A 23,627-nucleotide genomic window follows, 5' to 3' on the forward strand; every position below is an offset into this window, starting at 1 on the left:
GTCATCGCCTCAGGCCCCCCGCTGGGCGGCGAGGGCGTCCCGCCGCAGGACCCACGCGTCCTTGACGTACTCCAGACCGGTCAGCACCGTCAGCACGGTGGCGGCCCCGATGACCACCCAGCCGGCCCACGGCCACCAGCCGCCCACGACCGGGGCCAAGGGCAGGAGCAGCAGGCCGATGCCCACGGTCTGCAGCACGGTCTTGAGCTTGCCGCCGCGGCCGGCCGGCATCACGCCGTAGCGGATCACCACGAAGCGCATCAGGGTGATGCCCCATTCGCGCACCAGGATCACGATGGTCACCCACCACCACAGCTCCCCCAGCAGGGAGAACAGCACGAGGGCCGTGCCCGTGAGCAGCTTGTCCGCGATGGGGTCCGCGATCTTGCCGAAGTCGGTGATCAACCCGCGGGCGCGGGCGATGTCCCCGTCGAGCTTGTCGGTGTACATGGCCGCCGCGAACAGCGCCAGCGCGAGCCACCGGGCGACGAGCGAGTCGCCGCCCCACGGCCCGCCGACCCACAGCGCCCAGGCGAAGAAGGGCACCATCAGGATGCGCACCGAGGTCAGGATGTTCGGCAGGTTCCAGGCGGACACGCGCTGCGCCCCGCCAGCCGCGCTCATCTGCCCGTCAGCTGCCACGCGTCCTCCGATCCCTCATCATCGTCCTCGTCGTTCCAGTCCACGGCGGCCGGGCGCGAGTCCAGGTCCTCCTGCACCAGGTCGCGCGGAGCGGCCGACGCCGAGGCGTCGCCGTCGCCGGTTCCGGCCGAGGCGTCGCCGTCGCCGGAGGTGGCCGAGGGCGGGGTGTCTCCGGAGATGGTGGCGAGCACGTCCGCGAGGTCGTCGGGCTTGACCAGCACGTCGCGGGCCTTGGAGCCCTCGGAGGGGCCCACGACGCCGCGGGACTCCATGAGGTCCATGAGGCGGCCGGCCTTCGCGAAGCCCACCCGCAGCTTACGCTGCAGCATGGACGTGGAGCCGAACTGCGTGGTGACCACGAGTTCGACGGCCTGCAGGAGCAGGTCCAGGTCGTCGCCGATGTCCTCGTCGATGACCTTCTCGGTCTTCTCGGGGATCACGTCCGCGCGGTACTGGACCTGCATCTGCGACTTCACGTGCTCCACGACGGCGTGGATCTCGGACTCGTTGACCCACGCCCCCTGCACGCGCATGGGCTTGGACTTGCCCATCGGCAGGAACAGGGCGTCGCCCTGGCCGAGCAGCTTCTCCGCGCCGGGCTGGTCCAGGACCACGCGGGAGTCCGTGACCGACGACGTCGCGAACGCCATGCGGGAGGGCACGTTGGCCTTGATCAGGCCCGTGACCACGTCCACGGACGGCCGCTGCGTGGCGAGAACAAGGTGGATGCCGGCCGCACGGGCCAGCTGGGTGATGCGCACGATCGCGTCCTCGACGTCGCGCGGGGCGACCATCATCAGGTCCGCGAGCTCATCCACGATGACCAACAGGTACGGGTATGGGCGCAGCACGCGCTTGGAGTCCGGCGGCAGCTTCACCTGGCCGGCCCGGACGGCCTTGTTGAAGTCGTCCACGTGCTTGTAGCCGAACGCCGCGAGGTCGTCGTAGCGGGTGTCCATCTCCTTGACGACCCACTGCAGCGCCTCGGCCGCCTTCTTCGGGCTCGTGATGATCGGGGTGACCAGGTGGGGCACTCCCTCGTACGCGGTGAGCTCGACGCGCTTGGGGTCCACCATCACCATGCGCACCTCGTCCGGGGTGGAGCGCATGAGGATCGAGGTGATCATCGAGTTCACGAACGAGGACTTGCCGGCGCCGGTGGCGCCCGCCACGAGCATGTGGGGCATCTTCGCCAGGTTGGCCACCACGTAGCCGCCCTCCACGTCCTTGCCGACGCCCATCACCATCGGGTGGTCGGTGCGCTGGGCGGCCTGCGAGCGCAGGACGTCGCCGAGGGCCACGACCTCCTTGTCCGTGTTGGGGATCTCGATGCCGATCGCGCGCTTGCCCGGGATGGGGCTGAGGATCCGGACGTCCGAGGAGGCCACCGCGTACGCGATGTTCTTCTCCAGCGCCGTCACCTTCTCCACCTTGGTGCCGGGGGCGACCTCGACCTCGTAGCGCGTCACCGTCGGCCCGCGGGAGAACCCGGTGACCTGGGCGTCCACCTTGAACTCGGTGAACGTGGTGGTCAGGGCGGCGACGACCCGGTCGTTGGCCTCGGAGCGCTCCTTCGGCTGGGGGCCGGCAGGGAGCAGGGCCGACTGCGGCAGCGTGTAGGATACGTCCCCGCCCAGCGGGGACTGGGTGCCGCGGGCCGGCTCGGCGGTCACCGGCGGCACCGGCGCGGGGGTGCTGGCGGGCACGGCGGAGGACGACGCGGCGGTCCCGGAGCCCTGACCTGGGGCGTCGTCCAGGGCGAACGGGGTGTCCTCCCCCGCGTCCTCCTCCAGGGATGCGGCGGCCGGGGCGGCGGCCTCACGCTGGGCGCGGGCGTGTTCGCGCACCTGCTCGAGGGCACGGTCCGCGGCCGTGGGCCGGCGCACTCCGGCGGGTGGCTGCGGCTCGGCGTCCGCGTCCTCGGGCGCGTCGTCCTCGTCCACCCACGGGTCGAAGTCGTCCGAGGCGTCCTGGTCCGCGTCCCGCGGGTCACGCGCGTCTGCGGCGGCCTGCTCGGCGTCGAACACGCCCTGCTCTCCGCGAGCGGCCCGCCGCGGGGCGGGTCGGGGCAGGACCTGGGTGGTCTCGGCCTCGGGGGCGGCGTGGGAGCCGGCCTCGGCCTCGTGGATCACCGGGGAGTCGTAGGCGGTGCCGGCGGTGTGCTCCGGGGCGGCGTCGGCGGCCTGATCCTCGCGTGCCCGGCGCCCGCCGAACAGGCGCGCGAGCAGGCCGGGGCGGGAGGCCCCGGCGGCGTGGGCGCCGGCGGCCGGTCCGTCCAGGTAGGACTGGTCGTGGTCCGGGTGGGTGCGCCCGGTCTCCGCGTCCACGGAGAGCGGGGTGGCGAGGTCCTCGGCCTCGCGGCGCACCTCACGGGCCCGGCGCCGCTCGTCGCGGCGGGCGGCCCGCCGCTCGGAGGCGCCCTCGGGGTCCTGGCCCGTGAGCCAGTCGTAGCCGCCCGCGAGCCGCTGCGGGATCGAGCCGACGGGCGTCGCGGTGAGCACGAGCACCGAGAAGAAGGCCAACAGGATCATGAGGACCCAGACGGGCACGGGTGTCAGCAGGGAGGCCAGCGGCGCCGTCGCCAGGTAGCCGACCATGCCCCCGGCGCCGAGCATGTCCTCGAAGGCCTCGGCGGCCGAGGGCACACCGCCCACGAGGTGGGCGATGCCGGAGCCGGCGACGGTCGCCATGAGCAGGCCGATGATGATGCGCCCGTTGGCGCGATGGTCCGTGGCGTGGCGGAAGCAGCGCACGGCCACGACGAGCAGGGCGATCGGCACCAGGAGGGCGAACCACCCGACGGTGCCGCCCACCACCCCGTGCACCACGCGGCCGATGGCGGTGCCGCGCAGGCCCCACCACTCCACGGCCGCGATCAGCGCGGCGAGCAGCAGCAGGAGCAGGCCGGTGCCGTCACGGCGTTCCTCGCGGTCGATGCGCACGTCCGGGCCGAGCTTGCGGAAGCCGGCACCGACCGGCGTGGCCAGCCCCATCCACAGGGTATGCAGGGCGCGCAGGGGCGCGGCGGGCAGGTCGGCCTCGGGGACGGTCGCGGTCGACCCCTTCCGTCCGGAGCCTCGGCGTCCGGCGGAGCCGGAGCGGGACGTGGCGGAGGAGGAGGACGAACGCGTGGGGGAAGTACGGGTCGCCATGCCCACCAAACTACCGCGAACCGCGGACACGGCAGGCATGGCGACCCGGAGGGGTCAGGCCTCCAGGACCACCGGGATGATCATCGGGCGGCGGCGCAGCTTGCGGTTGACCCACGTGCCGACGGTCCGGCGGACCACCTGCTGGAGCTGGTGGGCGGTGTGGTCCTTGCTGGACTGCACGGCCTCCTCGAGCGCCCGGACGATCTTCGGCTTGATTTCCTCGAACACCTTCTCGTCCTCGGCGACGCCGCGGGCGTGGACGTCCGGGCCGGACACGATCGCGCCGGTCTGCCGGTTGACCACGGTGATGATCGAGATGAAGCCCTCCTCGCCCAGGACACGGCGATCCTTGAGGTCCGAGTCGGAGATCTCGCCCACGGAGGAGCCGTCCACGTACACGTAGCCGCACTCCACCTCGCCGACGACCTTCACGAGGCCGTCGGTCATGTCCACCACGGTGCCGTTGCCGGCCAGGATGACGTTCTCGGCCGGCACGCCGGTCTTCTCCGCGATCCGGCCGTTGGCGATCAGGTGGCGGGTCTCGCCGTGCACCGGCATCACGAACTCGGGCTCGACGATGTTGTAGCAGTACAGCAGCTCGCCCTCGGAGGCGTGGCCGGAGACGTGCACCTTGGCCATGCCCTTGTGCACCACGGTCGCGCCGAGCTTCATGAGCCCGTTGATCACGCGGAACACGGAGTTCTCGTTGCCCGGGATCAGCGAGGAGGCCAGCACGACGAGGTCGCCCTCCGCCAGCTGCACCTGGTGGTCGCCGTTGGCCATCCGGGACAGGGCCGCCATCGGCTCGCCCTGGGAGCCGGTGACCATGAGCACGATCTCGTCGTCGCGGTACTTGTCCACCTTGCGGATGTCCACGAGGATCCCGTTCGGCACGTTGAGGTAGCCGAGCTTCGCCGCGATGGTCATGTTGCGGATCATGGAGCGCCCGCCGAAGGCCACCTTGCGACCGTGCTTGTGGGCGGCGTCGAGGACCTGCTGCACGCGGTGCACGTGGGAGGAGAACGAGGCCACCACGATGCGGCGCTTCGCCGTGGCGAAGTAGCGCTCGAGGGTGGGGCCGATCTCCGCCTCCGTGGTGGTGAACCCCGGCACCTCGGCGTTCGTGGAGTCGGTCATGAACAGGTCCACGCCCTCCTCGCCGAGACGGGCGAAGGCGCGCAGGTCCGTGATGCGGCCGTCGAGGGGCAGCTGGTCCATCTTGAAGTCGCCGGTGTGCAGGATGGTGCCGGCGTCCGTGTGGATGGCGACGGCGAGCGCGTCCGGGATCGAGTGGTTCACGGCCACGAACTCGCACTCGAACGGGCCGAACTCGACGATGTCGTCTTCCTTGACCACGCGGGTGCGCGGCTTGATCCGGTGCTCCTCGAGCTTGGCCTCGATCAGGGCGAGGGTCAGCTTGGAGCCGATCACGGGGATGTCGTCGCGCAGGCGCAGCAGGTACGGCACGGCGCCGATGTGGTCCTCGTGGCCGTGGGTCAGGACGATGCCGACGACGTCGTCCACGCGGTCCCGGATGTAGTCGAAGTCCGGCAGGATCAGGTCGACGCCGGGCTGGTGCTCCTCGGGGAAGAGGACGCCGCAGTCGACGATGAGGATCTTGCCGTCGATCTCGAAGGTGACCATGTTGCGGCCGACCTCCTCGAGGCCGCCCAGCTGGACGATGCGGCAGGTGCCCCGCTTGAGCTTGGGCGGGGTGGACAGGCGGGTGCCTGCGGTCATGGAACGGGTCCCTTCTAGAAGGTGATGCCGGCCTCCGCGAGGTCGGCTCGGATGACGGAGAGCTCGTCCGGCGTGGCCTGGACGAGGGGCAGCCGCACGGCTGCGGACGGGATGACGCCCTGGGCGGCGAGGACGGCCTTCGCGGCCACCGCGCCCTGGACATGGGTCATGATGCCGCGCTGGACGGGGTCCAGCGCGAAGTGGTGATCACGGGCACCGGCCAGGTCGCCGGCGTGGACGGCGTCCACGAGCTGGCGGTACAGCTCGGGGGCCGCGTGCGCGGCCACCGAGACGACCCCCACGGCGCCGAGCGCCATGAGCGGCAGGGTCGCGCCGTCGTCGCCGGAGTAGAGGTCGAGGTCCGTGTGCGCCAGGACGGTGGTGGTGGACTGCAGGTCCCCCTTCGCGTCCTTGAGCGCACGGATGTTGGGATGCTGCGCGAGCGCGATGACCGTCTCGGGCTCGATCGGCATCACGGAGCGGCCCGGGATGTCGTAGAGCATGATCGGCAGGTCCACCCCGTCGGCCACGGTCTCGAAGTGCGCGCGGATGCCGGCCTGGTTGGGCTTGTTGTAGTACGGGGTGACGAGCAGCAGCCCGTCCACGCCCGTCTCGGCCGCGCGGCGCGACAGCTCGAGGGTGTGCGCCGTGTCGTTGGTGCCGGTGCCGGCCACGACCCTGGCGCGGTCCCCCACGGCCTCGACGACGGTACGGAACATCGCCACGTTCTCGTCGTCCGTGAGCGTGGAGGTCTCGCCGGTGGTGCCGGTGACCACGAGGCCGTCGGCCCCGCGGTCCACCAGGTGCTCGGCCAGCGCGGCGGCCGCCTCGAGGTCCACGGCGCCCTCGTCCGTCATGGGGGTGACCATGGCGGGCACGACCGTGCCGAAGAGCAGCTCGGAGGGGATGACGGCGGAACGGACGGCACTCATGGGCCCCACCCTACCTGCGAGACTGGGGGCCCGCGCCGTCCGTGGCCCCTCCGCGACGCGCGGCGACCCGAGAGGAGCCCGCCCTGCGTCCCGCCCCGCCCCCCGCCGCCGTCCGCCCGGACCGGCCCGCGCGTCGCCGACTGCCCGGCGTCGACGCGGCCCGCGGGATCGCCCTGCTCGGCATGATCACCGTCCACGTCGTCGACCCGGTGACGGCGGACGGAGCACCCCACCCGGCGTTCCTGTGGTTCGCCGGCCGCGCCTCGGTGCTGTTCGTCCTGTTGGCCGGGGTCGGGCTGGCCCTGTCCACGGGGGGCGCGACGCCGGCCACGGGGATCCGGCGCGCGGCGCTGCGCCGCCGGATCGCCCGCCGCGCGGGTCTGCTGTTCGTGCTCGGGCTCGCGTGCGGGACGCTCGGGGTCCCCGTGGCCGTGATCCTGTGCCACTACGCCCTGCTCTTCCTGCTCGCGCTGCCCCTGCTGGGCCTGCGCGCCCGCACCCTGGGGGTGATCGCGGGGACGTGGCTCGTGCTCGGGCCTGTGCTGGTGTTCGCGGTGGTCGCGGCCGCACAGGCCGCCCTGGGCCGTCAGGAGTTCTTCGTGGGCGGGCGGCTCTGGCTCTCCCCCGGCCCCGCGGACCTGCTGCGTCCCGGGCTGCTGCTGGCCGATCTGACGGTCACGGGCTACTACCCCGTCCTGTCCTGGGGCGCGTTCCTCGTGCTGGGGCTGGCCCTGGGGCGGCTGCCGCTGGACCGGCCCCACGTGGCCGCCGGGATCCTCGGCGGCGGGGCCACGGCGTGGGCGGCGGCCGGCGTCGTCGGTGCGGCGGTGCTGCGGGCCCCGGGCACGCTCGGGCGGGTCGCCGCGGCGATCGGCACGGACCCGGTCGAGACGGCGCTCACGCTGCGCACGGGCGAGCCGCGGCTCGCGCTGCTGATCCCGGATCCGCTGTGGCTCGCCCTGCCGACCCCGCACTCCGGGTCCGTGGTGGCCGCCGTGCTTGCGGCGGGCTGGGCCTGCGCCGTGCTGGGCGCCTGCCTGCTGGCCCGGCCGCTGGTCGGGCACGCCGCGCTGCGCCCGCTCGTGGGTGCGGGGCGCATCCCGCTCACGCTCTACGTGGGGCACCTCGTGGTGCTCGCGCTCGTGGACGCGACCGGACTCGACCCGGCCGACGGGGCGCTGCTCGCCGCCCTCGTCGTGCTGAGCCTCGCGGCCGGGCTGGCCGCCGAGCTCAGCGGCCGACGGGGTCCGCTCGAGGCCGTGATGGCCCGGCTCTCCCGGGCGGGTGAGGAACGGGAACGGGCCGTCGGGGGGCGCTGAGCGACGCGTGGGTAGCGTCAGCCGGCGCGGTGCAGGCGGACGGCCTCCCGGGCCGCCTCGCGGGCGCGGCGGCGGTCGCCCGAGGCGTCGTAGGCCAGGGCGAGGCGGTAGCGGGCGCGCCAGTCGCGTGGTGCGGCCTCGGCCTCCACGCGGTACAGCTCGAACTGGGCGTCGGCGGCCTCCCGGTCGATCCGGCCGCCCGGCGAGCGCGGCAGGTCGTCCTCCGGCAGTCCGCCCTCGGCCTCGAGCTGGTCGGCCAGGCGTTCGGTCTGGCGGCCGAACCACACCTCGCGGGCCAGGACGGCCACGGTCACCAGCACCACGAGGATGACGCCCACGCCGATCGCCTTGGCCAGCGGCTGCGGGGCGCGCACCAGCGCGACGGACGCGTTGAGGGCGAACCCGGCGAACAGCAGCACGAGCAGGCAGACGAAGCCGACCCACACCTTGCTCATCACGGTCGAGCGGCGGGCACGGGCGGCGGGCTCGGTCGGGCCCACGGCGCCGTCGTCGGGAGTGCGGGAGGGCTCAGCCAAGGTCCAGGTATCCGTCCAGTCCGTAGGTCAGACCCGGGCGGGAGGCCACGGTCCGCAGGCCGAGGACGACGCCGGGCATGTAGGCGCCGCGGTCGAACGCGTCGTGCCGGACCACGAGCTGCTCGCCCGGCCCGCCCAGCAGCACCTCCTGGTGCGCCTCCAGGCCACGCAGGCGCACCGCGTGCACATGCACGCCGTGGACGACGGCACCGCGCGCGCCGTCCGGGTCGTGCTCGGTGGCGTCCGGGGAGACGGGCACGCCGGCCGCCTCCCGGGCCGCGCCGATGAGCTCGGCGGTCCGCACGGCCGTGCCCGACGGGGCGTCCACCTTGTCCGGGTGGTGCAGCTCGACGAGCTCGACGGACTCGAAGTACCGCGCCGCCTGCGCGGCGAACGCCGAGGCCAGCACCGAGCCGACCGAGAAGTTCGGGGCGATCAGCACGCCCACCCCCGGGTGCTCCGCCAACTGCGCCTCGAGGCGCGCGCGGCGCTCGGGCACCCAGCCCGACGTGCCCACGACCGTGTGCAGCCCGTGCTCCACGGCGAAGGCCACGTTCTCGGGCGAGGCGTCCGGCACCGTGAGGTCCAGGACGTGCGTGGCGCCGGCGTCGAGCACCGCGTCCAGGCGGTCCTGCGAGCCGAGCTCGGCCACGAGCTCCAGCCCCTCGGCCGCTCGCACCGCGGGCACCGCGTGGCGGCCCATGCGGCCATGGGCGCCCAGGATCGCGACGCGCGGGACGTCGTCGGGAGCGGACACGGCGGAGGGGGTGCGGGTCTCGGTCATGGCCTCCAGCCTACGCGGCCCGCCCCGGCGGCCGTGGCCGAGGTCAGGCCGGGGCGACGACGACGCGCGCCCGGTCCCCCGCGGCCAGGCGCGCGGCCACGGCCCGGACCTGGCCGGCGTCGACCTCGCGGACCCGGGCGAGGGAGGCCGCCAGGTCCACGTACTCCCCCGTGACCAGCTCGGCCCGTCCCAGCCGGGACATGCGGGCGCCCGTGGACTCCATGCCCAGCACGGTGCCGCCGCAGATCTGCCCGTGGGCGCGCGCGAGCTCCTCCCCGGTGACGTCGGCCTCGGCCATCCGGTCCAGCTCGGCCTCCATCAGCGCGGCCACCTCGTCCACCCGGTCCGGCTGGCAGCCCGCGTACAGGCCCCAGTAGCCGGCGTCGGAGTACCCGGCGGAGAACGAGTAGGTGTTGTAGGCCAGGCCGCGGCGCTCGCGGATCTCCTGGAACAGCCGCGAGGACATGCCCCCGCCCAGGACGGACTGCATGACGCCCAGGGCGAAGCGGTCCGGGTCCGTGGTGGACAGCGAGCGGCCGCCGACGAGGACGTTGGCCTGCTCGACCGCCTTGGTGACGGTGTGCGTGCCGGTCCGCACCCGCGAGGCCGCGGCCCCGGCGGTGTCCACGGCACGACGCGGGGCGGGCAGGGCCCCCTGGGTGAGCTCCCAGCCCGAGGCGCGCAGGGCGGCGAGGACGAGGCGGCAGACCTCGTCGTGGTCGAGGTGGCCGGCGGCGGTGACGACGAGCTCGTCCGGGCGGTACCAGTGCGTGTAGTGCCCCACCACATGGTCGCGGGTGACGGCCCGGATCGTCTCGGGCGTGCCGCCGATCGGCCGGCCGAGGGGGTGGCCGTCCAGCATGACCTCGGCGAGCTTCTCGTGGGCCACGTCCACGGGGTCGTCCGCGTCCATGGCGAGCTCCTCGAGGATCACGCCGCGCTCGGTCTCGAGCTCGTCCGGGTCGATCAGGGAGGAGGTGAGCATGTCCGTGAGGACCTCCACGGCCATCGGCAGGTCCTCGTCCAGCACGCGGGCGTGGTAGACGGTGGACTCCTTGGCCGTGCCGGCGTTGGACTCCCCGCCCACGCGGTCGAAGGCGGCCGCGATGTCCATCGCGGTGCGCGTGGGAGTGCCCTTGAAGAGCAGGTGCTCGAGGAAGTGCGTGGCGCCGTAGCCCTCGGGCGACTCGTCACGGGACCCGACGGCCACCCAGTAGCCGATGGTCACCGAGCGCTGGTCCGGCATGGCCTCGGTGAGCACGCGGACGCCGCCGGGCAGCACGGAGCGGCGCACCACGGAACCGTTGCCCTCGTCCGCCAGCACGCCGTCGAAGTCCAGGGGGATCTCACGGTGAACACTCATGACGGCCATTCTCGCCCATGCGCGACGACGGCGCCGCACCACTCGCGGGGAGGGTGCGGCGCCGTCGTGGTCACCGGGCCGGGCGGGGCGGATCAGGCCTCGATCTGCGAGGACTCGATCGCGTCCGCGGTCTCGGCCAGGGCGTCGGACTCCGCCACCACCGGGGAGAGGGACAGCTTGCCGCGGTCGTCGATCTTGGTGATCTCGACCTGGACCTTCTGGCCCACGCCGAGCACGTCCTCGACGTCGTCCACGCGCTTGCCCTCGTTGAGCTTGCGCAGCTCGGAGATGTGCAACAGGCCGTCCTTGCCCGGGGTGAGCGAGACGAACCCGCCGAACGTGGTCAGCTTCACCACGGTGCCGAGGTAGCGCTCGCCGATCTCGGGGACCTGCGGGTTGGCGATCGCGTTCACCGCGGAGCGCGCGGCCTCGGCCGAGGCGCCGTCGGTGGCGCCGATCAGCACGGTGCCGTCGTCCTCGATGGTGATGTCCGCGCCCGTGTCGTCCTGGATCTGGTTGATCATGGCGCCCTTGGGGCCGATGACCGCGCCGATCTTGTCCACCGGGATGCGCACGGAGATGATCCGCGGGGCGGTGGGGGCCATCTCGTCCGGGGCGTCGATGGCGGCGTTCAGCACGGACAGGATGTGCAGGCGCGCCTCGCGGGCCTGCGTCAGGGCGGCGGCCAGCACGGAGGCCGGGATGCCGTCCAGCTTGGTGTCCAGCTGGATCGCGGTGACGAACTCCGCGGTGCCGGCCACCTTGAAGTCCATGTCGCCGAACGCGTCCTCGGCGCCGAGGATGTCGGTCAGGGCCGCGTACTGGGTCTGGCCGTCCACCTCGGCGGAGACCAGGCCCATGGCGATGCCGGCCACGGGCGCACGCAGCGGCACGCCCGCGTTCAGCAGGGACAGGGTGGAGGCGCAGACGGAGCCCATCGACGTCGAGCCGTTGGAGCCGAGGGCCTCGGAGACCTGGCGGATCGCGTAGGGGAACTCCTCGCGGGCCGGCAGCACGGGCACGAGGGCGCGCTCGGCGAGGGCGCCGTGGCCGATCTCGCGGCGCTTCGGGGAGCCCACGCGGCCGGTCTCGCCGGTGGAGTACGGCGGGAAGTTGTAGTGGTGCATGTACCGCTTGGCCGTCTCCGGCGCCAACGAGTCGATCTGCTGCTCCATCTTGAGCATGTTCAGCGTGGTGACGCCCATGATCTGGGTCTCGCCGCGCTCGAAGATGGCGGAGCCGTGCACGCGGGGCAGGACCTCCACCTCCGCGGTCAGCTTGCGGATGTCCGTCAGGCCGCGGCCGTCGATGCGCACCTGGTCGGTGAGGATGCGGCGGCGCACGATCTGCTTGGTGAGGGAGCCGTAGGCCTTGGCGATCTCGCCCTTGCGCTCGGCGAAGTCCTTGCCCTCGCCGGCGAGCTCCTCGAGCACCTCGAGCAGGTAGGCGTCCGAGGCCGACTCGCGCTCCTGCTTGTCGCCGATGGAGAAGATCTCGGTCAGGCGGTCCGTGGCGAGCTTCTCGACGGCGGCGTAGGCGTCGTCCTGGTAGTCCTGGAACACGGGGACGTCCACCGGGTCCTTGCCGGCGCGCTTGACCAGGTCGGCCTGGGCCTCGCACAGGGCGCGGATGAAGGGCTTGGCGGCCTCGAGGCCCTCGGCCACGATCTCCTCGGTGGGCGCCTGCGCGCCGCGCTCCTTGACCAGGGTCCAGGAGTCCGGGGTCGCCTCGGCCTCGACCATCATGATGGCGACGTCGTCGCCCACCACACGGCCGGCCACGGCCATGTTGAACACGGCGCCCTCGAGCTGGGAGTGCTTCGGGAACGCGACCCACTGGCGCGTGCCGGAGCCGTCGTCCATGAGGGCCATGCGCACGCCGCCGATGGGACCGGAGAACGGCAGGCCGGACAGCTGCGTGGACAGGGAGGCGGCGTTGATGGCCACCGTGTCGTAGATCTCGTCCGGGGCGATCGAGGTGACGGTCACGACGACCTGGACCTCGTTGCGGATGCCCTTGACGAACGCCGGGCGCAACGGGCGGTCGATCAGGCGGCAGGTGAGGATCGCGTCCGTGGACGGGCGGCCCTCGCGGCGGAAGAACGAGCCGGGGATGCGGCCCGCGGCGTACATGCGCTCCTCGACGTCCACGGTCAGCGGGAAGAAGTCGAAGCCCTCGCGGGGCGACTTGCCGACGGTGGTGGCGGACAGCATCGACGTCTCCTCGTCGATGTAGACCATGGCGGCGCCGGCGGCCTGCTGGGCGAGGCGCCCGGTCTCGAAGCGGACGGTGCGCTTGCCGTACGAGCCGTTGTCGATGACGGCCTCGGCGAAGGTGATCTCAGGACCCTCCATGAGGGCCTCCTTTCAGGTGGACGGCGCCGCAGGCGTCCCTGTCCCCCTGGTCTTCGATCGAGGCCCTCGGCATCCCGCCGTGCGGCGGGGTCCGGGAGCCACTGTCGAGGACCGCGAGCGATGGGCGCGGAGCCGTCGGGTGTGTCGATGATGCGGGGATGCGCGCCATGGCGCGCCGGAGTGCCGCAGGCTGCGGCGATCTCTCCCCCGGGACACACTACGTGCGTCCGGGGGCAGACGAAAGGCGGCGCCGGCGCTCGCGGGTCTCCCGCGGGCTCCGGCGCCGCCTCCTCAGGTCACTTGCGCAGGCCGAGGCGCTCGATCAGCGCGCGGTAGCGCTCGATGTCGACCTTCTGCAGGTAGCCGAGCATGCGACGACGGCGACCGACCAGGGCCATCAGGCCGCGACGGGTGTGGTGGTCGTGCTTGTGCTCCTTGAGGTGCTCGGTCAGGTCCTTGATGCGGCGGGACAGGACCGCGATCTGCACCTCGGGGGAACCGGTGTCGCCCTCGTGGGTGGCGTACTCCTTGATGATCTGCTGCTTGACAGCGGGATCCAGGGCCATGGTGGGCCTCCTTCACTTCGGTACCGCGAACACGGGCCGCGCCCCGCCGGGGCGGACGACGCGGGGCCCACCCCACCGCGGACTGCAGGGAGGCCGAGGGTCGAGTCTACCGCATCGCCTACCCTGGCCCGGTGAGCACCCCACCGGTCCCCCACTCCCCGGCCCCGTCGTCGTTCCCCCTCCGGCCGCCCGCGCCGCCCCTGGATCTGCCGCTGATCGGCCACGGCTACCCCGCGCTGCTGCGCACGCCGCGGGCCCGATGGTGGAACCCGCTCGCGTCCTTCGGCCTCGTGCTGGCCGGCCTGGTGGGTCTCCTCGTGCTCGGGGGCGTGCTGGGCGCTCTCGCCCTGATCGCCACGTCCGGGCCCGCGCTGCTCGGCGCGGCCGACCCGACGGACGTGACCGACCTCGACCTGTACTCCGCGCCCATGGTGCTGCTGAACAACCTCCTGCTCGCCGCGCTGATCGGGGTCGCGCTGCTGGCCGTGGCGCTGGGCCACCCCGTCGCCGCCCGCTTCGTCCACTCGGTCGAGGGCCGCGTGCGCTGGCGCTGGCTGGCGCGCTGCGTCGTCGTGCTGACGCCGCTGTTCCTCGCCTACGTGCTGGGCGCGTGGGCCCTCGACGGCGCCCCCACGGCCCCGCGCGCGCAGGACTGGGTCTGGCTGCTCGTCATGGCGTTCGTGCTCACCCCGTTCCAGGCCGCGGGCGAGGAGTACCTGTTCCGCGGGTGGCTGCTGCTGGCCGTCGGCACGTGGATCCGCCGGCCGGTCGTGGCCGCCGCGGTCACCGCGGTGCTCTCGGCGGCGACCTTCTCGCTCGCCCACGGCTCGCTCGACCCGTGGATCCTGCTGGACCTCGCCGCGTTCGCCGTCGCCGCCGTCCTGCTCACGTGGCGCACGGGCGGGCTCGAGGCCGCCGTCGCCCTCCACGTGGTCAACAACGTGGTTATCATCGCCGTCGGCACGCTCGTGGGCACCGTCGAGGACAGCTACGTGGGCGCGGAGACCGCCGGCTCCCCGGCGGCCACGCTGCTCTCGGTGGCGGTGGTCGCGGTGGCCACGGCGCTGCTGCTCTGGCAGGCGCGGCGGGCCGGGATCGCCCGGACGGTCCCGGTCACCGTGGGCGCCCGCCCCTGACCGGCGCCGCCCACCAGGCCACCGTCACGTAGGGCACCTGCAGGACCGCGTCCGCCGCATGGCCCAGGTGCTCGTGCAGGTACCAGTCGAGGTTGGCCGTCATCCGGGACCGGATCCGCTCGTCCGCGCGCAGCCAGTACGAGCGCGAGGCCATGAGTCCGTGCAGCCCCGCCGCGGTCATGGGCTGCGTCCACGCCCAGCGCGCGTGCTCCTCCGCCCCGAACGGGGCGGCGAACCGGCGCTGCTCCGGCCGGGCGGCGTGCACGTCCCCGGCGTGCATGATCCGGGTGAGACGGTGCACCCACGGCACCGCCGTGTCGAGCTGGTTCCACACCGCGGCCAGGCGCCCACCCGGGCGCAGCACCCGTGCGGCCTCCGCGCTCGCCGCGGCCGGGTCCATCCAGTGCCATGCCTGGGCCGCCACCACGGCGTCGGCGCTCGCCGCCGGCAGGCCCGTGGCCTCGCCCGTGCCCGGCACGGCGCGCACCCGCCCGCCCGTGCCGGCCGCGACCTCGCGTTCCAGGACGGCGCGCATCGACGCCGACGGCTCGAGGGCCGTCACCGTCCGCACCCGGTCCGCCGGGCGGGCCGCGAGCAGCCGGGTGAACAGTCCCGTCCCGGCCCCGAGCTCCACCACCTCCGCGCCGTCGGCGATGCCCGCCAGGACGCGGTCCACCACGGCGGCCGGGTAGGAGGGGCGGACGGCGTCGTAATGCTCCCCGCCGGTCTCGAAGGGGTTGGGCCCGGCCCGACGGGCCCGGGCCGGGCGCCCCGGCAGGTTCGGCACAGCGGGGGAAGCGCCCGGCTCCGGGGCGCTCACCGGTCGGAGGGGGTCGTGGCCAGGATCGCCCGGGCCTCGTCCACGTCCTGCGTGATCTGCGCCACGAGCTTCTCGACGCCCTCGTAGGCGACCATCCCGCGCAGCCGGGCCACGAACTCGACCTCGATGTGCTGGCCGTACAGGTCGAAGTCCTCCACCCGCTCGTCATGGCGGTCGATCACGTGCGCCTCCACCACGCGGGAGACGTCCTCGAACGTGGGGTTCGAGCCGATGGAGATCGCGGCCGGCCACACGCCGCCGTGCGCGTCGTGCACCCAACCGGCGTAGACGCCGTCGGCCGGGATCATGCCCTGCACATCCGTCTCGAGGTTCGCCGTGGGGAAGCCGAGCTCGCGGCCGCGCGCGAACCCGTGCACCACCTCGCCGGCGAGCACGTGGTGCCGGCCGAGCACGGCCGCGGCCTGAGCGACGTCGCCCGCGGCCAGGGCCTCGCGCACCCACGTCGAGGAGCAACGGCGCTCCGGCTCGGCCCCGTGCTCGGCGGGGAACTCCTCGACGGCCTCGACCTCGAAGCCGTAGCGGGCCCCCAGGCGCACCATCTCCGCGACGTCGCCGGTGTTGCCCCGGCCGAAGCGCACGTCGTGCCCCACGACCACGACGGCGGCATGCAGCCCGTGCACGAGCATGCCGCGGACGAACTCCTCCGGGGACTGGTCCGCGAACTCGAGGGTGTACCGCTGCAGGAGCACCGCGTCCAGACCCGCCTCCTCCAGGAGGACGACCCGCTGCTCGGGGCTGATGATGTCCACGTGGGGCACCTCGGGCTGGTGCACGGCGCGCGGGTGCGGGGTGAAGGTCACGGCCACGGCCAGGGCGTCGCGGGCCCGCGCCAGCTCGACGACCCGGCGCAGCACCTCCCGGTGGCCGCGGTGCACGCCGTCGAAGTTGCCCAGGGTGACCACGGTGCGCGGCAGGTCCGTGGGGACCTCGTCCAGGCTGTTCCAGACCCGCATCAGAGCGCCCCCGCCTCGGCCGGGCGGGCGGGGCGGTGCGTCAGCAGCCAGATCAGGCCGACCACCGGCAGCACGAGCGGCACATAGCCGTAGCCCGCGCCGAACCGGGACCACACGGTGTCGTGGGCGAACATCCCCGGATCCAGGACGGTCCACAGGCCCACGCCCACCACGCCGGCCAGCTCCACGAGCACGGCGCCCAGCGCCACGGCCCAGGCGCGCGCGCCGGAGCGGGCGAGCGCGAACGTCGCCACGATGTACACGACCGCCGCGACCGCGGAGAGCGTGTACGCCACGGGGGCGGCGTCGAACTGCGTGAGGATCTGGAAGAGGCTGCGCGCGCTCGCGGAGAGGGCGAACACCGCGTAGACCATGACGATGATCCGGCCGAGACCCTGGTTGCGCGCGGGGGCGCCGTCGCTGGGTGCCATGTCCATCCTCCTCACCACTGCCCGAACCAGATGACCTGCATGCGATGCAGCATCACGGCGATCGTGGGCCCGACCACGGCCAGCACGAGGTTGGACCACCGGGTCTTGTCCGTGACGGCCCAGCCCACGGCGATCACCGGCACGATCAGGGCGGTGAGGATGTAGCCCCAGAACTCCCAGCCGGGGCCGTTCAGGGTGTCCCCGCCGAGCTGGCGGACGGCGGCGGCCGCCGCATAGACGAGCGTGAACAGCTCGACGGCGGCCACCGAGAGGATCGAGGCGTCCGCGGGGTGGCGGCGGATCGCCGTCATCACCACGCAGACGACGAACGAGACGGCACCGATCACCAGTCCCGTCCAGAACCAGGCGTCGAGGATCATGCGGTCCTTCCCTGTCCCGGCCCCTCGGCCGGGGCGAACACGAGCTGGGGCTTGGCGACGTCGGCGCCGCGGCGGCGCACGTCGGAGACGAGGGCGATGACGCGGCCGTCCGGCGCGCGCCCGGCGACGAGCGTCTCACCCGTGCCGGTGGGCGCCACGACCCGCCCGAAGGCGAGCTCGTGGGCCTCGTGCTCCGTCAGCTCGCGCACCGGGAAGAGCCCGGCGGCGGCCTCGGAGAGCTCGGTCATCGCGAACCGCTCCGCGAGGGCCTCGAGCGAGAGCGCGTCGGCCACGTCGAACGGGCCGACGGCGGTGCGGCGCAGCGCCGTCAGGTGACCGCCGGTCTCGAGGGCCTCGCCCAGGTCGCGGGCGAGCGCCCGGATGTAGGTCCCGGAGGAGCAGCGCACGGTGACGTCGAGGTCGACCAGCCGGCCGCCGTCGAGCCGGCGCAGCTCGTGCACCGTGAACTCGTGCACGGTGACGGGGCGGGCGTCGAGGGTGACGTCCTCTCCCGCGCGGACGCGATCGTAGGCGCGCCGGCCCGCCACCTTGACGGCGGAGACGGCCGAGGGCGCCTGCAGGATCTCGCCCGTGAGGGCGGCGACCTGCTCGGCCGCGCGCTCGGGCGTGACGGCGTTGGCCAGCCGGGTCTGCACGACCTCGCCCTCCGCGTCGTCCGTGACGGTCGACTGCCCGAGCCGGATCGTGGCCGTGTACGTCTTGTCCGTGCCCGTGATGGCGGTCAGCAGGCGCGTGGCCTTGTTGACGCCGACCACGAGCAGGCCCGTGGCCATGGGGTCCAGGGTGCCGGCGTGGCCCACCTTGCGGGTGCCCGCCAGCCGGCGGACCCGCCCGACGACGTCGTGCGAGGTCCACCCCTGCGGCTTGTCCACGAGGACGACCCCCGACGCCTCCGTTCCCGGCGCGTCGGGGGCCTGTCCCCCGGTGCTGCGTGCGCTCACCGTGCCGCGGGCCTCAGGCGCGCGGGGCGTCGTCGGCGTCGGCGTCCGGCTCCGCGGTGCGGTACGGGTCCGCGTCACCGGCGTACGACGCGCCCTCGCGCGCCTTCGCCAGCTCGGCGTCCCGCTCCTTGGCCGCGCGGAGGACGTCCTCCAGGTGTGCGGCCGCCTCGGGGACGGTGTCCGCCACGAACTCGAGGGTGGGCACCAGGCGGATGGTGAGCCCGCGGCCCACCTCGCGGCGCAGGATGCCGCGGTTGTCCTGGATGCCCTCGTGGGCGGCGGCCACCGTGGCCTCGTCGCCCAGGACGGTGTAGTAGACGGTGGCGTGCTGCAGGTCGTTGGTCACGCGGACCTCCGTCACGGTGACGGGCTCCACGCGATCGTCCTTGACGCCGCGGCGCAGCGCCTCGGCCACGAGGACCTTGATGCGCTGGGCCAGGCGGCCGGCGCGTGCCGGATCGGCCATGGTGCGGTTCCTTCCGGTGGTGATGGTTCAGAGGGTGGGACGCGGAAGGCGGGGGCCCGTGCGGGCCCCCGCCCCGGCCGTCAGACGCGCGGCTTCTCCTGCATCTCGAAGGTCTCGATCACGTCGCCCTCCTTGATGTCGTTGAAGCTGCCCAGGCCGATGCCGCACTCGTAGCCCTCGCGGACCTCCGTGGCGTCGTCCTTGAAGCGGCGCAGCGACTCGATCTTGAGGTGCTCGGAGACCACCACGCCGTCGCGCACCAGGCGGGCCTGGGCGTTGCGGCGGATGAGGCCCGAGCGCACGAGCGAACCGGCGATGTTGCCCCACTTGGAGGAGCGGAACACCTCGCGGACCTCGGCCGAGCCGAGCTCGACCTCCTCGTACTCCGGCTTCAGCATGCCCTTGAGCGCGTTCTCGATGTCGTCGATCGCGTCGTAGATCACGCTGTAGAAGCGCATGTCCACACCCTCGCGGTCGGCCAGGTCGGCGACCCGCTCGGCGGGGCGCACGTTGAAGCCGATGATGATGGCGTTGTCCACGGTCGCCAGGTTCACGTCGTTCTGCGTGATGGCGCCGACGCCGCGGTGGATGACGCGCAGCTGCACCTCGTCCTCGCCGACCTCGATCTTGAGCAGCGAGTCCTCGAGCGCCTCGACGGCACCGGACGCGTCGCCCTTGATGATGAGGTTGAGCGTGTCCAGCTTGCCCTCGGCCACGGCCTGGTCGAAGTCCTCCAGGGTGATGCGCTTGCGGCGCTTGGCCAGCTGGGCGTTGCGGTCCGCGGCCTCGCGCTTCTCCGCGATCTGGCGGGCGGTGCGCTCGTCGTCGGTGACGAGGAACGAGTCGCCGGCACGCGGCACCGCGGACAGGCCGAGCACCTGGACGGGACGCGACGGATCGGCCGCCTCCACGGCGTTGCCGTTCTCGTCGAACATGGCGCGCACACGGCCGTGGGCGGAGCCCACCACCATGGTGTCGCCCACGCGCAGCGTGCCGGTCTGCACCAGCACGGTGACGACGGCGCCGCGGCCCTTGTCGAGGTTGGCCTCGATGGCCACGCCTCGGGCGGCCTTGTGCGGGTTCGCCGTGAGCTCGAGGGCGGCGTCCGCGGTGAGCAGGATCGCCTCGAGCAGCTGGTCGATGTTGATGTTGTTGCGCGCGGAGACGTCCACGAACATCGTGTCGCCGCCGTACTCCTCGGGCACGAGGCCGTACTCGGTGAGCTGACCGCGGATCTTGTCCGGGGCGGCGGTGTCCTTGTCGATCTTGTTGACCGCCACCACGATCGGCACGCCGGCCGACTGGGCGTGGTTGAGCGCCTCGACGGTCTGCGGCATGACGCCATCGTCGGCCGCCACCACCAGCACGGCGATGTCGGTGACCTTCGCACCGCGGGCACGCATGGCGGTGAACGCCTCGTGACCCGGGGTGTCGATGAAGGTGAGGCGACGCTGCTCGCCCTCGTGCTCCACGGGCACCTGGTAGGCGCCGATGTGCTGGGTGATGCCGCCGGCCTCACCCTCGATGACGTTCGAGGAGCGGATGGCGTCCAGCAGACGCGTCTTGCCGTGGTCCACGTGGCCCATGACGGTGACGACCGCGGGGCGCGGCTCGAGGTCGGCCTCGTCCTCGTTGGCCTCCTCGGCCTCGAGGTCGATGTCGAAGGCCTCCAGCAGCTCCTTGTCCTCGTCCTCCGGGGACACGATCTGGACCTTGTAGCCCAGCTCGTCGCCGAGCAGCTGGAAGGTCTCCTCGTCGAGGGACTGGTTGGCCGAGGCCATCTCGCCGAGGGTGAAGAGCACCTTCACCAGGTCGGCGACGTCGGCGCGGATCTTCTCGGCGAAGTCGGCCAGGGACGCGCCGCGGCGCAGACGCAGGACGGTGGTGCCGTCGCCCTTGGGGACCTTGACACCGCCGATCTCACGCGTGTGCTGCTGCTCGAACTCCTGGCGCTTCGCGCGCTTCGACTTGCGTCCCCTGCGCGGGCCGCCGCCGCGCCCGAAGGCGCCCTGGGCGTTGCCGCGACCGCCACGGCCGCCCGGGCCGCCGGGACGACCCGGGCCGCCGCCGGGGCCGCCGCCCGGACGGCCACGGCCGCGGGCCGGCTGCGGGGCCGGGGTGATCTGCTTGGGCATCATGCCCGGGTTCGGACGCGGCCCACCGGGGCGGGGGCCGCCGGCGCCCGCGGCCGGGCGCGGACCGCCCGGACGGGGCCCGCCGGCACCGGCCGGCGGACGGGGGCCGCCCGGACGAGGCGCTCGATCCTCACGACCGGAGCGCATGCCCTGCGAGGGGGCGAACGGGTTGTTGCCCGGGCGCGGAGCACCGCCACGGCCGCCCGGGCGGGCGCCCGGACGAGACCCGGCGGAACCGCCCTTGGGGCTGAACGGGTTGTTGCCGGGACGCGGGGCGCCCGGCTTGGGCGCGGAGGCACCCGGCTTGGGCGCAGCGGCGCCCGGCTTCGGCGCGGGGACCTGGGCGGCCGGCGTCGGCGCGGCGGGGCCGGGGGTCGGGGCGACGCCCGGCTTGGGCGCGGCGGTGCGGCCCGCGGCGGGACCGGGCGCCGGGGCGCCGGCATTCGACGTGGGGGCCGCGGCGCGCGGCGACGGGGCGGCCGCCGGCTTCGGCGCGGCGGGACGGCCCGCGGCCGGGGCGGCGGGGGTGGAACCCGGCTTGGCGGCGGACTTGCCGGCACCCGGGTAGGCGTTGCGCAGCTTCTTGACCACCGGGGGCTCGATGGTGGACGAAGCCGAGCTGACGAACTCGCCGAGGTCCTTGAGCGTGCTCAAGGCCTCCTTCGAGGTGATGCCGAGCTCCTTGGCGAGCTCATGGACGCGGACCTTGGCCACGGTTCTCCTGTTCTGGCCCCACGGGCCGGAACGGAGCCGCTCGGGCTGTCCGTCTCAGCGCGTCCTGGGACCGTTGACGTTGCTCCAGGCCGTCGCGCGCGCCACCAGGGCACGCGCACCACGGCCTGCCTGATAGCAGGGGGTGAAGTTCATCGCTGGGCACTCATGCTTCAGTGCTCATCGGGTACGCATCAGATCTCTGACCCGCCTTCATCTGTCGGTCTGTCAGCCGGTGCCTCCGCGGTGCGGACCAGCGCGTCGGCGTCGACGGCGGACCGGAAGGCCCGCCCGAACGCGCGGCGGCGCAGGGCGAGGTGGAGGCAGTCCTCGCCGGGGTGCAGCCATGCACCCCGGCCGGGACGGCGTCGTTCCGGGTCCCAGACGACGGATGGGGGTTCCGTCGAGGAGTCCAGGGCGACGCGCACCAGCTCTTGCCGGTCCGCCCTCGATCGGCATCCGATGCAGGTGCGCACGACCGTCCGAGACGTCATGCGTTCACCCCTCACGGGCGTCGGATCGAGAAAGGACCTCATCCATCCTAGCGCGTCCGGGCCCGGATCTGTTCCCGGGGACGGTCAGCGTCCCGGGGCGGAGGTGGTGACCCCGTCGCCGACGATGTCGATCCGCCAGCCCGTGAGCTTGGCCGCGAGGCGGGCGTTCTGGCCCTCCTTGCCGATGGCCAGGGACAGCTGGTACTCCGGCACCACGGCTCGGGCCGAGTGCTGGTCCGCGTCGAGGATCTCCACCGAGACGGTCGTGGCGGGCGAGAGGGCGTTGGCGATCATCGCGGCGGGGTCGTCCACGTGGTCGACGATGTCGATCTTCTCGTCGTTGAGCTCCGTCATGACGGCGCGCACGCGGCTGCCCATCTCCCCGATGGAGGCGCCCTTGGCGTTCACCCCGGGGCGGGTGGCGCGCACGGCCATCTTGGTGCGGTGGCCGGCCTCGCGGGCCAGCGCCGTGATCTCGACCGAGCCGTCCGCGATCTCCGGGACCTCGAGCTCGAAGAGCTTGCGCACGAGGCCGGGGTGCGAGCGGGACACCGTGACGGACGGGCCCTTGGCGCCGCGCGTCGCGGAGACCACGTAGGCGCGGATCCGGCGGCCGTGGGCATAGTCCTCGCCGGGCACCTGCTCGGGCGGCGGGAGGACGGCCTCGAGGGTGCCGAGGTTCACCTGGACCATGTGGCGGTTCAGGCCCTGCTGGATGACGCCGGAGACGAGCTCGCCCTCCTTGTCCTTGAACTCGCCGAGGACCTTGTCGTCGTCCTCCTCGCGCATGCGCTGGATCATCACCTGGCGCGCCGTGGAGGCGGCCACCCGGCCGAAGCCGTTCGGGGTGTCGTCGAACTCACCGATGGGCGTGTCGTCCTCGTCCAGCTCCGTGGCCCACACGGTGACGTGACCGGTCGCGCGGTCGATCTCCACGCGGGCGCGCTTCAGGGCCCCCGGGGTGCGGTGGTACGCCATGAGCAGGGCCTGCTCGATGGTGGGGAGGAGGCGGTCCATCGGGATCTCCCGCTCCGCCTCCAGCATGCGCAGCGCGCTCATGTCGATGTCCAACTCATGCCTCCGTGTGCTCGGCCGTGTCCTCGCCCGCGGCGGCGTCGGCGTCGCCGGCCTGCTGAGCGGGGCTCCACTCTACCTGCACGATCGCCGGACCGAGGCGGTCGAGGGCGACCCGCTCGGCGGGCAGCTCCTTGGCCCTCATGCCCTTCTTCGCGGGCGGGCGCACCACGGCCAGCTCGACGTCGTCGTCCGTCACGCCCTTCAGGCGGGCGGTCACAGGCGCGGCGTCGTCGACCGAGACCTCGACGAGACGGCCGACGTTGCGGGCGAAGTGGCGGGGCTCGGTGAGCGGGCGGTCCACGCCCGCGGTGGTGACCTCCAGCAGGTACTCCCCCGCGCCGACGCCGGGCACGTGGTCGCCCAGGGCGTCGAGGGCGGCGGAGACCCGGCCGGAGAGGCGGGCGACGTCGTCCAGGCTCAGGCCCTGGGTGCCCGAGGCGCGATCGAGGACCACCTCGACGGTGCGGTGCTCGGCGGTGCCCGTGGCACGCACCTGCTCCACCACCACGTCGTCGGCCGCCAGGGCCTCCTCGACGCGGGTGCGCAGCTCGGCGAGGTCGTCGCGGCGGTCGGTGCTGTCCATGGGGTGCCTCACTCGTCGGGTCGGGGCCGCCGCGTCACGCGGGCGGGGGCCGGGGTCGGGATCCGGGGCC

At 73.5% G+C, this 23,627-nt stretch carries 21 protein-coding genes; 2 read left to right on the forward strand and 19 right to left on the reverse strand.

Features of this window, described 5'->3' with window-relative positions; all coding sequences use genetic code 11:
• Positions 1–9 precede the first annotated feature (9 nt).
• Genes G6R13_RS01700 through dapA form a run of 4 tightly spaced genes read right to left on the reverse strand, consistent with a single transcriptional unit; the run spans position 10 to position 6,466 of the window.
• Positions 10–624 carry a CDP-alcohol phosphatidyltransferase family protein gene (locus G6R13_RS01700; protein ID WP_044658592.1) on the reverse strand — a complete coding sequence of 205 codons (615 nt, stop codon included), beginning with the start codon at positions 622–624 and terminating at the stop codon, positions 10–12.
• Positions 621–3,794, reverse strand: coding sequence for a DNA translocase FtsK (locus tag G6R13_RS01705; protein WP_123244238.1), 3,174 nt, complete (start codon positions 3,792–3,794; stop codon positions 621–623). Before G6R13_RS01705 ends, G6R13_RS01700 begins: the two co-directional genes overlap by 4 nt.
• Before the next feature lie 54 nt (positions 3,795–3,848).
• Positions 3,849–5,534 carry a ribonuclease J gene (locus tag G6R13_RS01710; protein WP_036315017.1) on the reverse strand — a complete coding sequence of 562 codons (1,686 nt, stop codon included), beginning with the start codon at positions 5,532–5,534 and terminating at the stop codon, positions 3,849–3,851.
• A gap of 14 nt (positions 5,535–5,548) precedes the next feature.
• Positions 5,549–6,466: a 4-hydroxy-tetrahydrodipicolinate synthase gene (dapA, locus tag G6R13_RS01715; protein WP_036315014.1), complete on the reverse strand. Its 918-nt coding sequence runs from the start codon at positions 6,464–6,466 to the stop codon at positions 5,549–5,551.
• Positions 6,467–6,507: 41 nt separating this feature from the next.
• On the opposite strand from dapA, the gene G6R13_RS01720 reads away from it, so the two are divergent.
• Positions 6,508–7,785 carry a heparan-alpha-glucosaminide N-acetyltransferase domain-containing protein gene (locus G6R13_RS01720; RefSeq protein ID WP_036315011.1) on the forward strand — a complete coding sequence of 426 codons (1,278 nt, stop codon included), beginning with the start codon at positions 6,508–6,510 and terminating at the stop codon, positions 7,783–7,785.
• Positions 7,786–7,802: 17 nt separating this feature from the next.
• On the opposite strand, the gene G6R13_RS01725 is transcribed toward G6R13_RS01720, so the two are convergent.
• From G6R13_RS01725 to rpsO, 5 genes are all read right to left on the reverse strand, one after another.
• Positions 7,803–8,321, reverse strand: coding sequence for a hypothetical protein (locus G6R13_RS01725; protein WP_036315008.1), 519 nt, complete (start codon positions 8,319–8,321; stop codon positions 7,803–7,805).
• Positions 8,314–9,105, reverse strand: a complete 792-nt coding sequence (gene dapB, locus G6R13_RS01730; protein ID WP_036315005.1) for a 4-hydroxy-tetrahydrodipicolinate reductase — start codon at positions 9,103–9,105, stop codon at positions 8,314–8,316. The genes G6R13_RS01725 and dapB overlap by 8 nt, the downstream gene beginning before the upstream one ends.
• Before the next feature lie 43 nt (positions 9,106–9,148).
• Positions 9,149–10,468: a pitrilysin family protein gene (locus G6R13_RS01735; RefSeq protein WP_078026113.1), complete on the reverse strand. Its 1,320-nt coding sequence runs from the start codon at positions 10,466–10,468 to the stop codon at positions 9,149–9,151.
• Between the two features lie 92 nt (positions 10,469–10,560).
• Positions 10,561–12,822, reverse strand: a complete 2,262-nt coding sequence (locus G6R13_RS01740) for a polyribonucleotide nucleotidyltransferase (RefSeq protein WP_101965593.1) — start codon at positions 12,820–12,822, stop codon at positions 10,561–10,563.
• Positions 12,823–13,118: 296 nt separating this feature from the next.
• Positions 13,119–13,388 (reverse strand): 30S ribosomal protein S15, encoded by a 270-nt coding sequence (rpsO, locus tag G6R13_RS01745; RefSeq protein WP_017488396.1) that lies wholly within the window; start codon positions 13,386–13,388, stop codon positions 13,119–13,121.
• A 131-nt stretch (positions 13,389–13,519) separates the two neighbouring features.
• Here rpsO and G6R13_RS01750 point away from each other — a divergent pair, with 131 nt between their 5' ends.
• Positions 13,520–14,524: a CPBP family intramembrane glutamic endopeptidase gene (locus tag G6R13_RS01750; protein ID WP_044658601.1), complete on the forward strand. Its 1,005-nt coding sequence runs from the start codon at positions 13,520–13,522 to the stop codon at positions 14,522–14,524.
• Here the strand turns inward: G6R13_RS01750 and G6R13_RS01755 are convergent.
• The 10 genes from G6R13_RS01755 to G6R13_RS01800 form a co-directional block, all read right to left on the reverse strand.
• Positions 14,502–15,344, reverse strand: coding sequence for a class I SAM-dependent methyltransferase (locus G6R13_RS01755; protein ID WP_036314991.1), 843 nt, complete (start codon positions 15,342–15,344; stop codon positions 14,502–14,504). The genes G6R13_RS01750 and G6R13_RS01755 overlap by 23 nt on opposite strands.
• Positions 15,341–16,318 (reverse strand): bifunctional riboflavin kinase/FAD synthetase, encoded by a 978-nt coding sequence (locus G6R13_RS01760; RefSeq protein ID WP_036314988.1) that lies wholly within the window; start codon positions 16,316–16,318, stop codon positions 15,341–15,343. Before G6R13_RS01760 ends, G6R13_RS01755 begins: the two co-directional genes overlap by 4 nt.
• Positions 16,318–16,749, reverse strand: a complete 432-nt coding sequence (locus G6R13_RS01765) for a hypothetical protein (RefSeq protein WP_036314984.1) — start codon at positions 16,747–16,749, stop codon at positions 16,318–16,320. Before G6R13_RS01765 ends, G6R13_RS01760 begins: the two co-directional genes overlap by 1 nt.
• 11 nt (positions 16,750–16,760) lie before the next feature.
• Complete coding sequence (locus G6R13_RS01770; RefSeq protein WP_002855305.1) at positions 16,761–17,129, reverse strand: hypothetical protein; 369 nt, start codon at positions 17,127–17,129, stop codon at positions 16,761–16,763.
• Entirely contained in the window at positions 17,126–18,091 is a 966-nt protein-coding gene (truB, locus tag G6R13_RS01775; protein WP_101965594.1) for a tRNA pseudouridine(55) synthase TruB, read from the reverse strand. The genes G6R13_RS01770 and truB overlap by 4 nt, the downstream gene beginning before the upstream one ends.
• A gap of 13 nt (positions 18,092–18,104) precedes the next feature.
• Positions 18,105–18,557 (reverse strand): 30S ribosome-binding factor RbfA, encoded by a 453-nt coding sequence (gene rbfA, locus G6R13_RS01780; RefSeq protein WP_036314977.1) that lies wholly within the window; start codon positions 18,555–18,557, stop codon positions 18,105–18,107.
• Between the two features lie 80 nt (positions 18,558–18,637).
• Positions 18,638–21,406 (reverse strand): translation initiation factor IF-2, encoded by a 2,769-nt coding sequence (gene infB / locus G6R13_RS01785; RefSeq protein WP_063190293.1) that lies wholly within the window; start codon positions 21,404–21,406, stop codon positions 18,638–18,640.
• Positions 21,407–21,597: 191 nt separating this feature from the next.
• Positions 21,598–21,939: a YlxR family protein gene (locus G6R13_RS01790; protein WP_049147995.1), complete on the reverse strand. Its 342-nt coding sequence runs from the start codon at positions 21,937–21,939 to the stop codon at positions 21,598–21,600.
• A 42-nt stretch (positions 21,940–21,981) separates the two neighbouring features.
• Entirely contained in the window at positions 21,982–22,968 is a 987-nt protein-coding gene (gene nusA / locus G6R13_RS01795; RefSeq protein WP_123243989.1) for a transcription termination factor NusA, read from the reverse strand.
• 1 nt (position 22,969) lies between these two features.
• Positions 22,970–23,557, reverse strand: a complete 588-nt coding sequence (locus G6R13_RS01800; RefSeq protein ID WP_049147994.1) for a hypothetical protein — start codon at positions 23,555–23,557, stop codon at positions 22,970–22,972.
• Positions 23,558–23,627 lie beyond the last annotated feature (70 nt).

It is taken from the genome of Micrococcus sp. Alg238-R198 (assembly GCF_900537135.1).
Classification (GTDB): Bacteria; Actinomycetota; Actinomycetes; order Actinomycetales; family Micrococcaceae; genus Micrococcus; species Micrococcus luteus.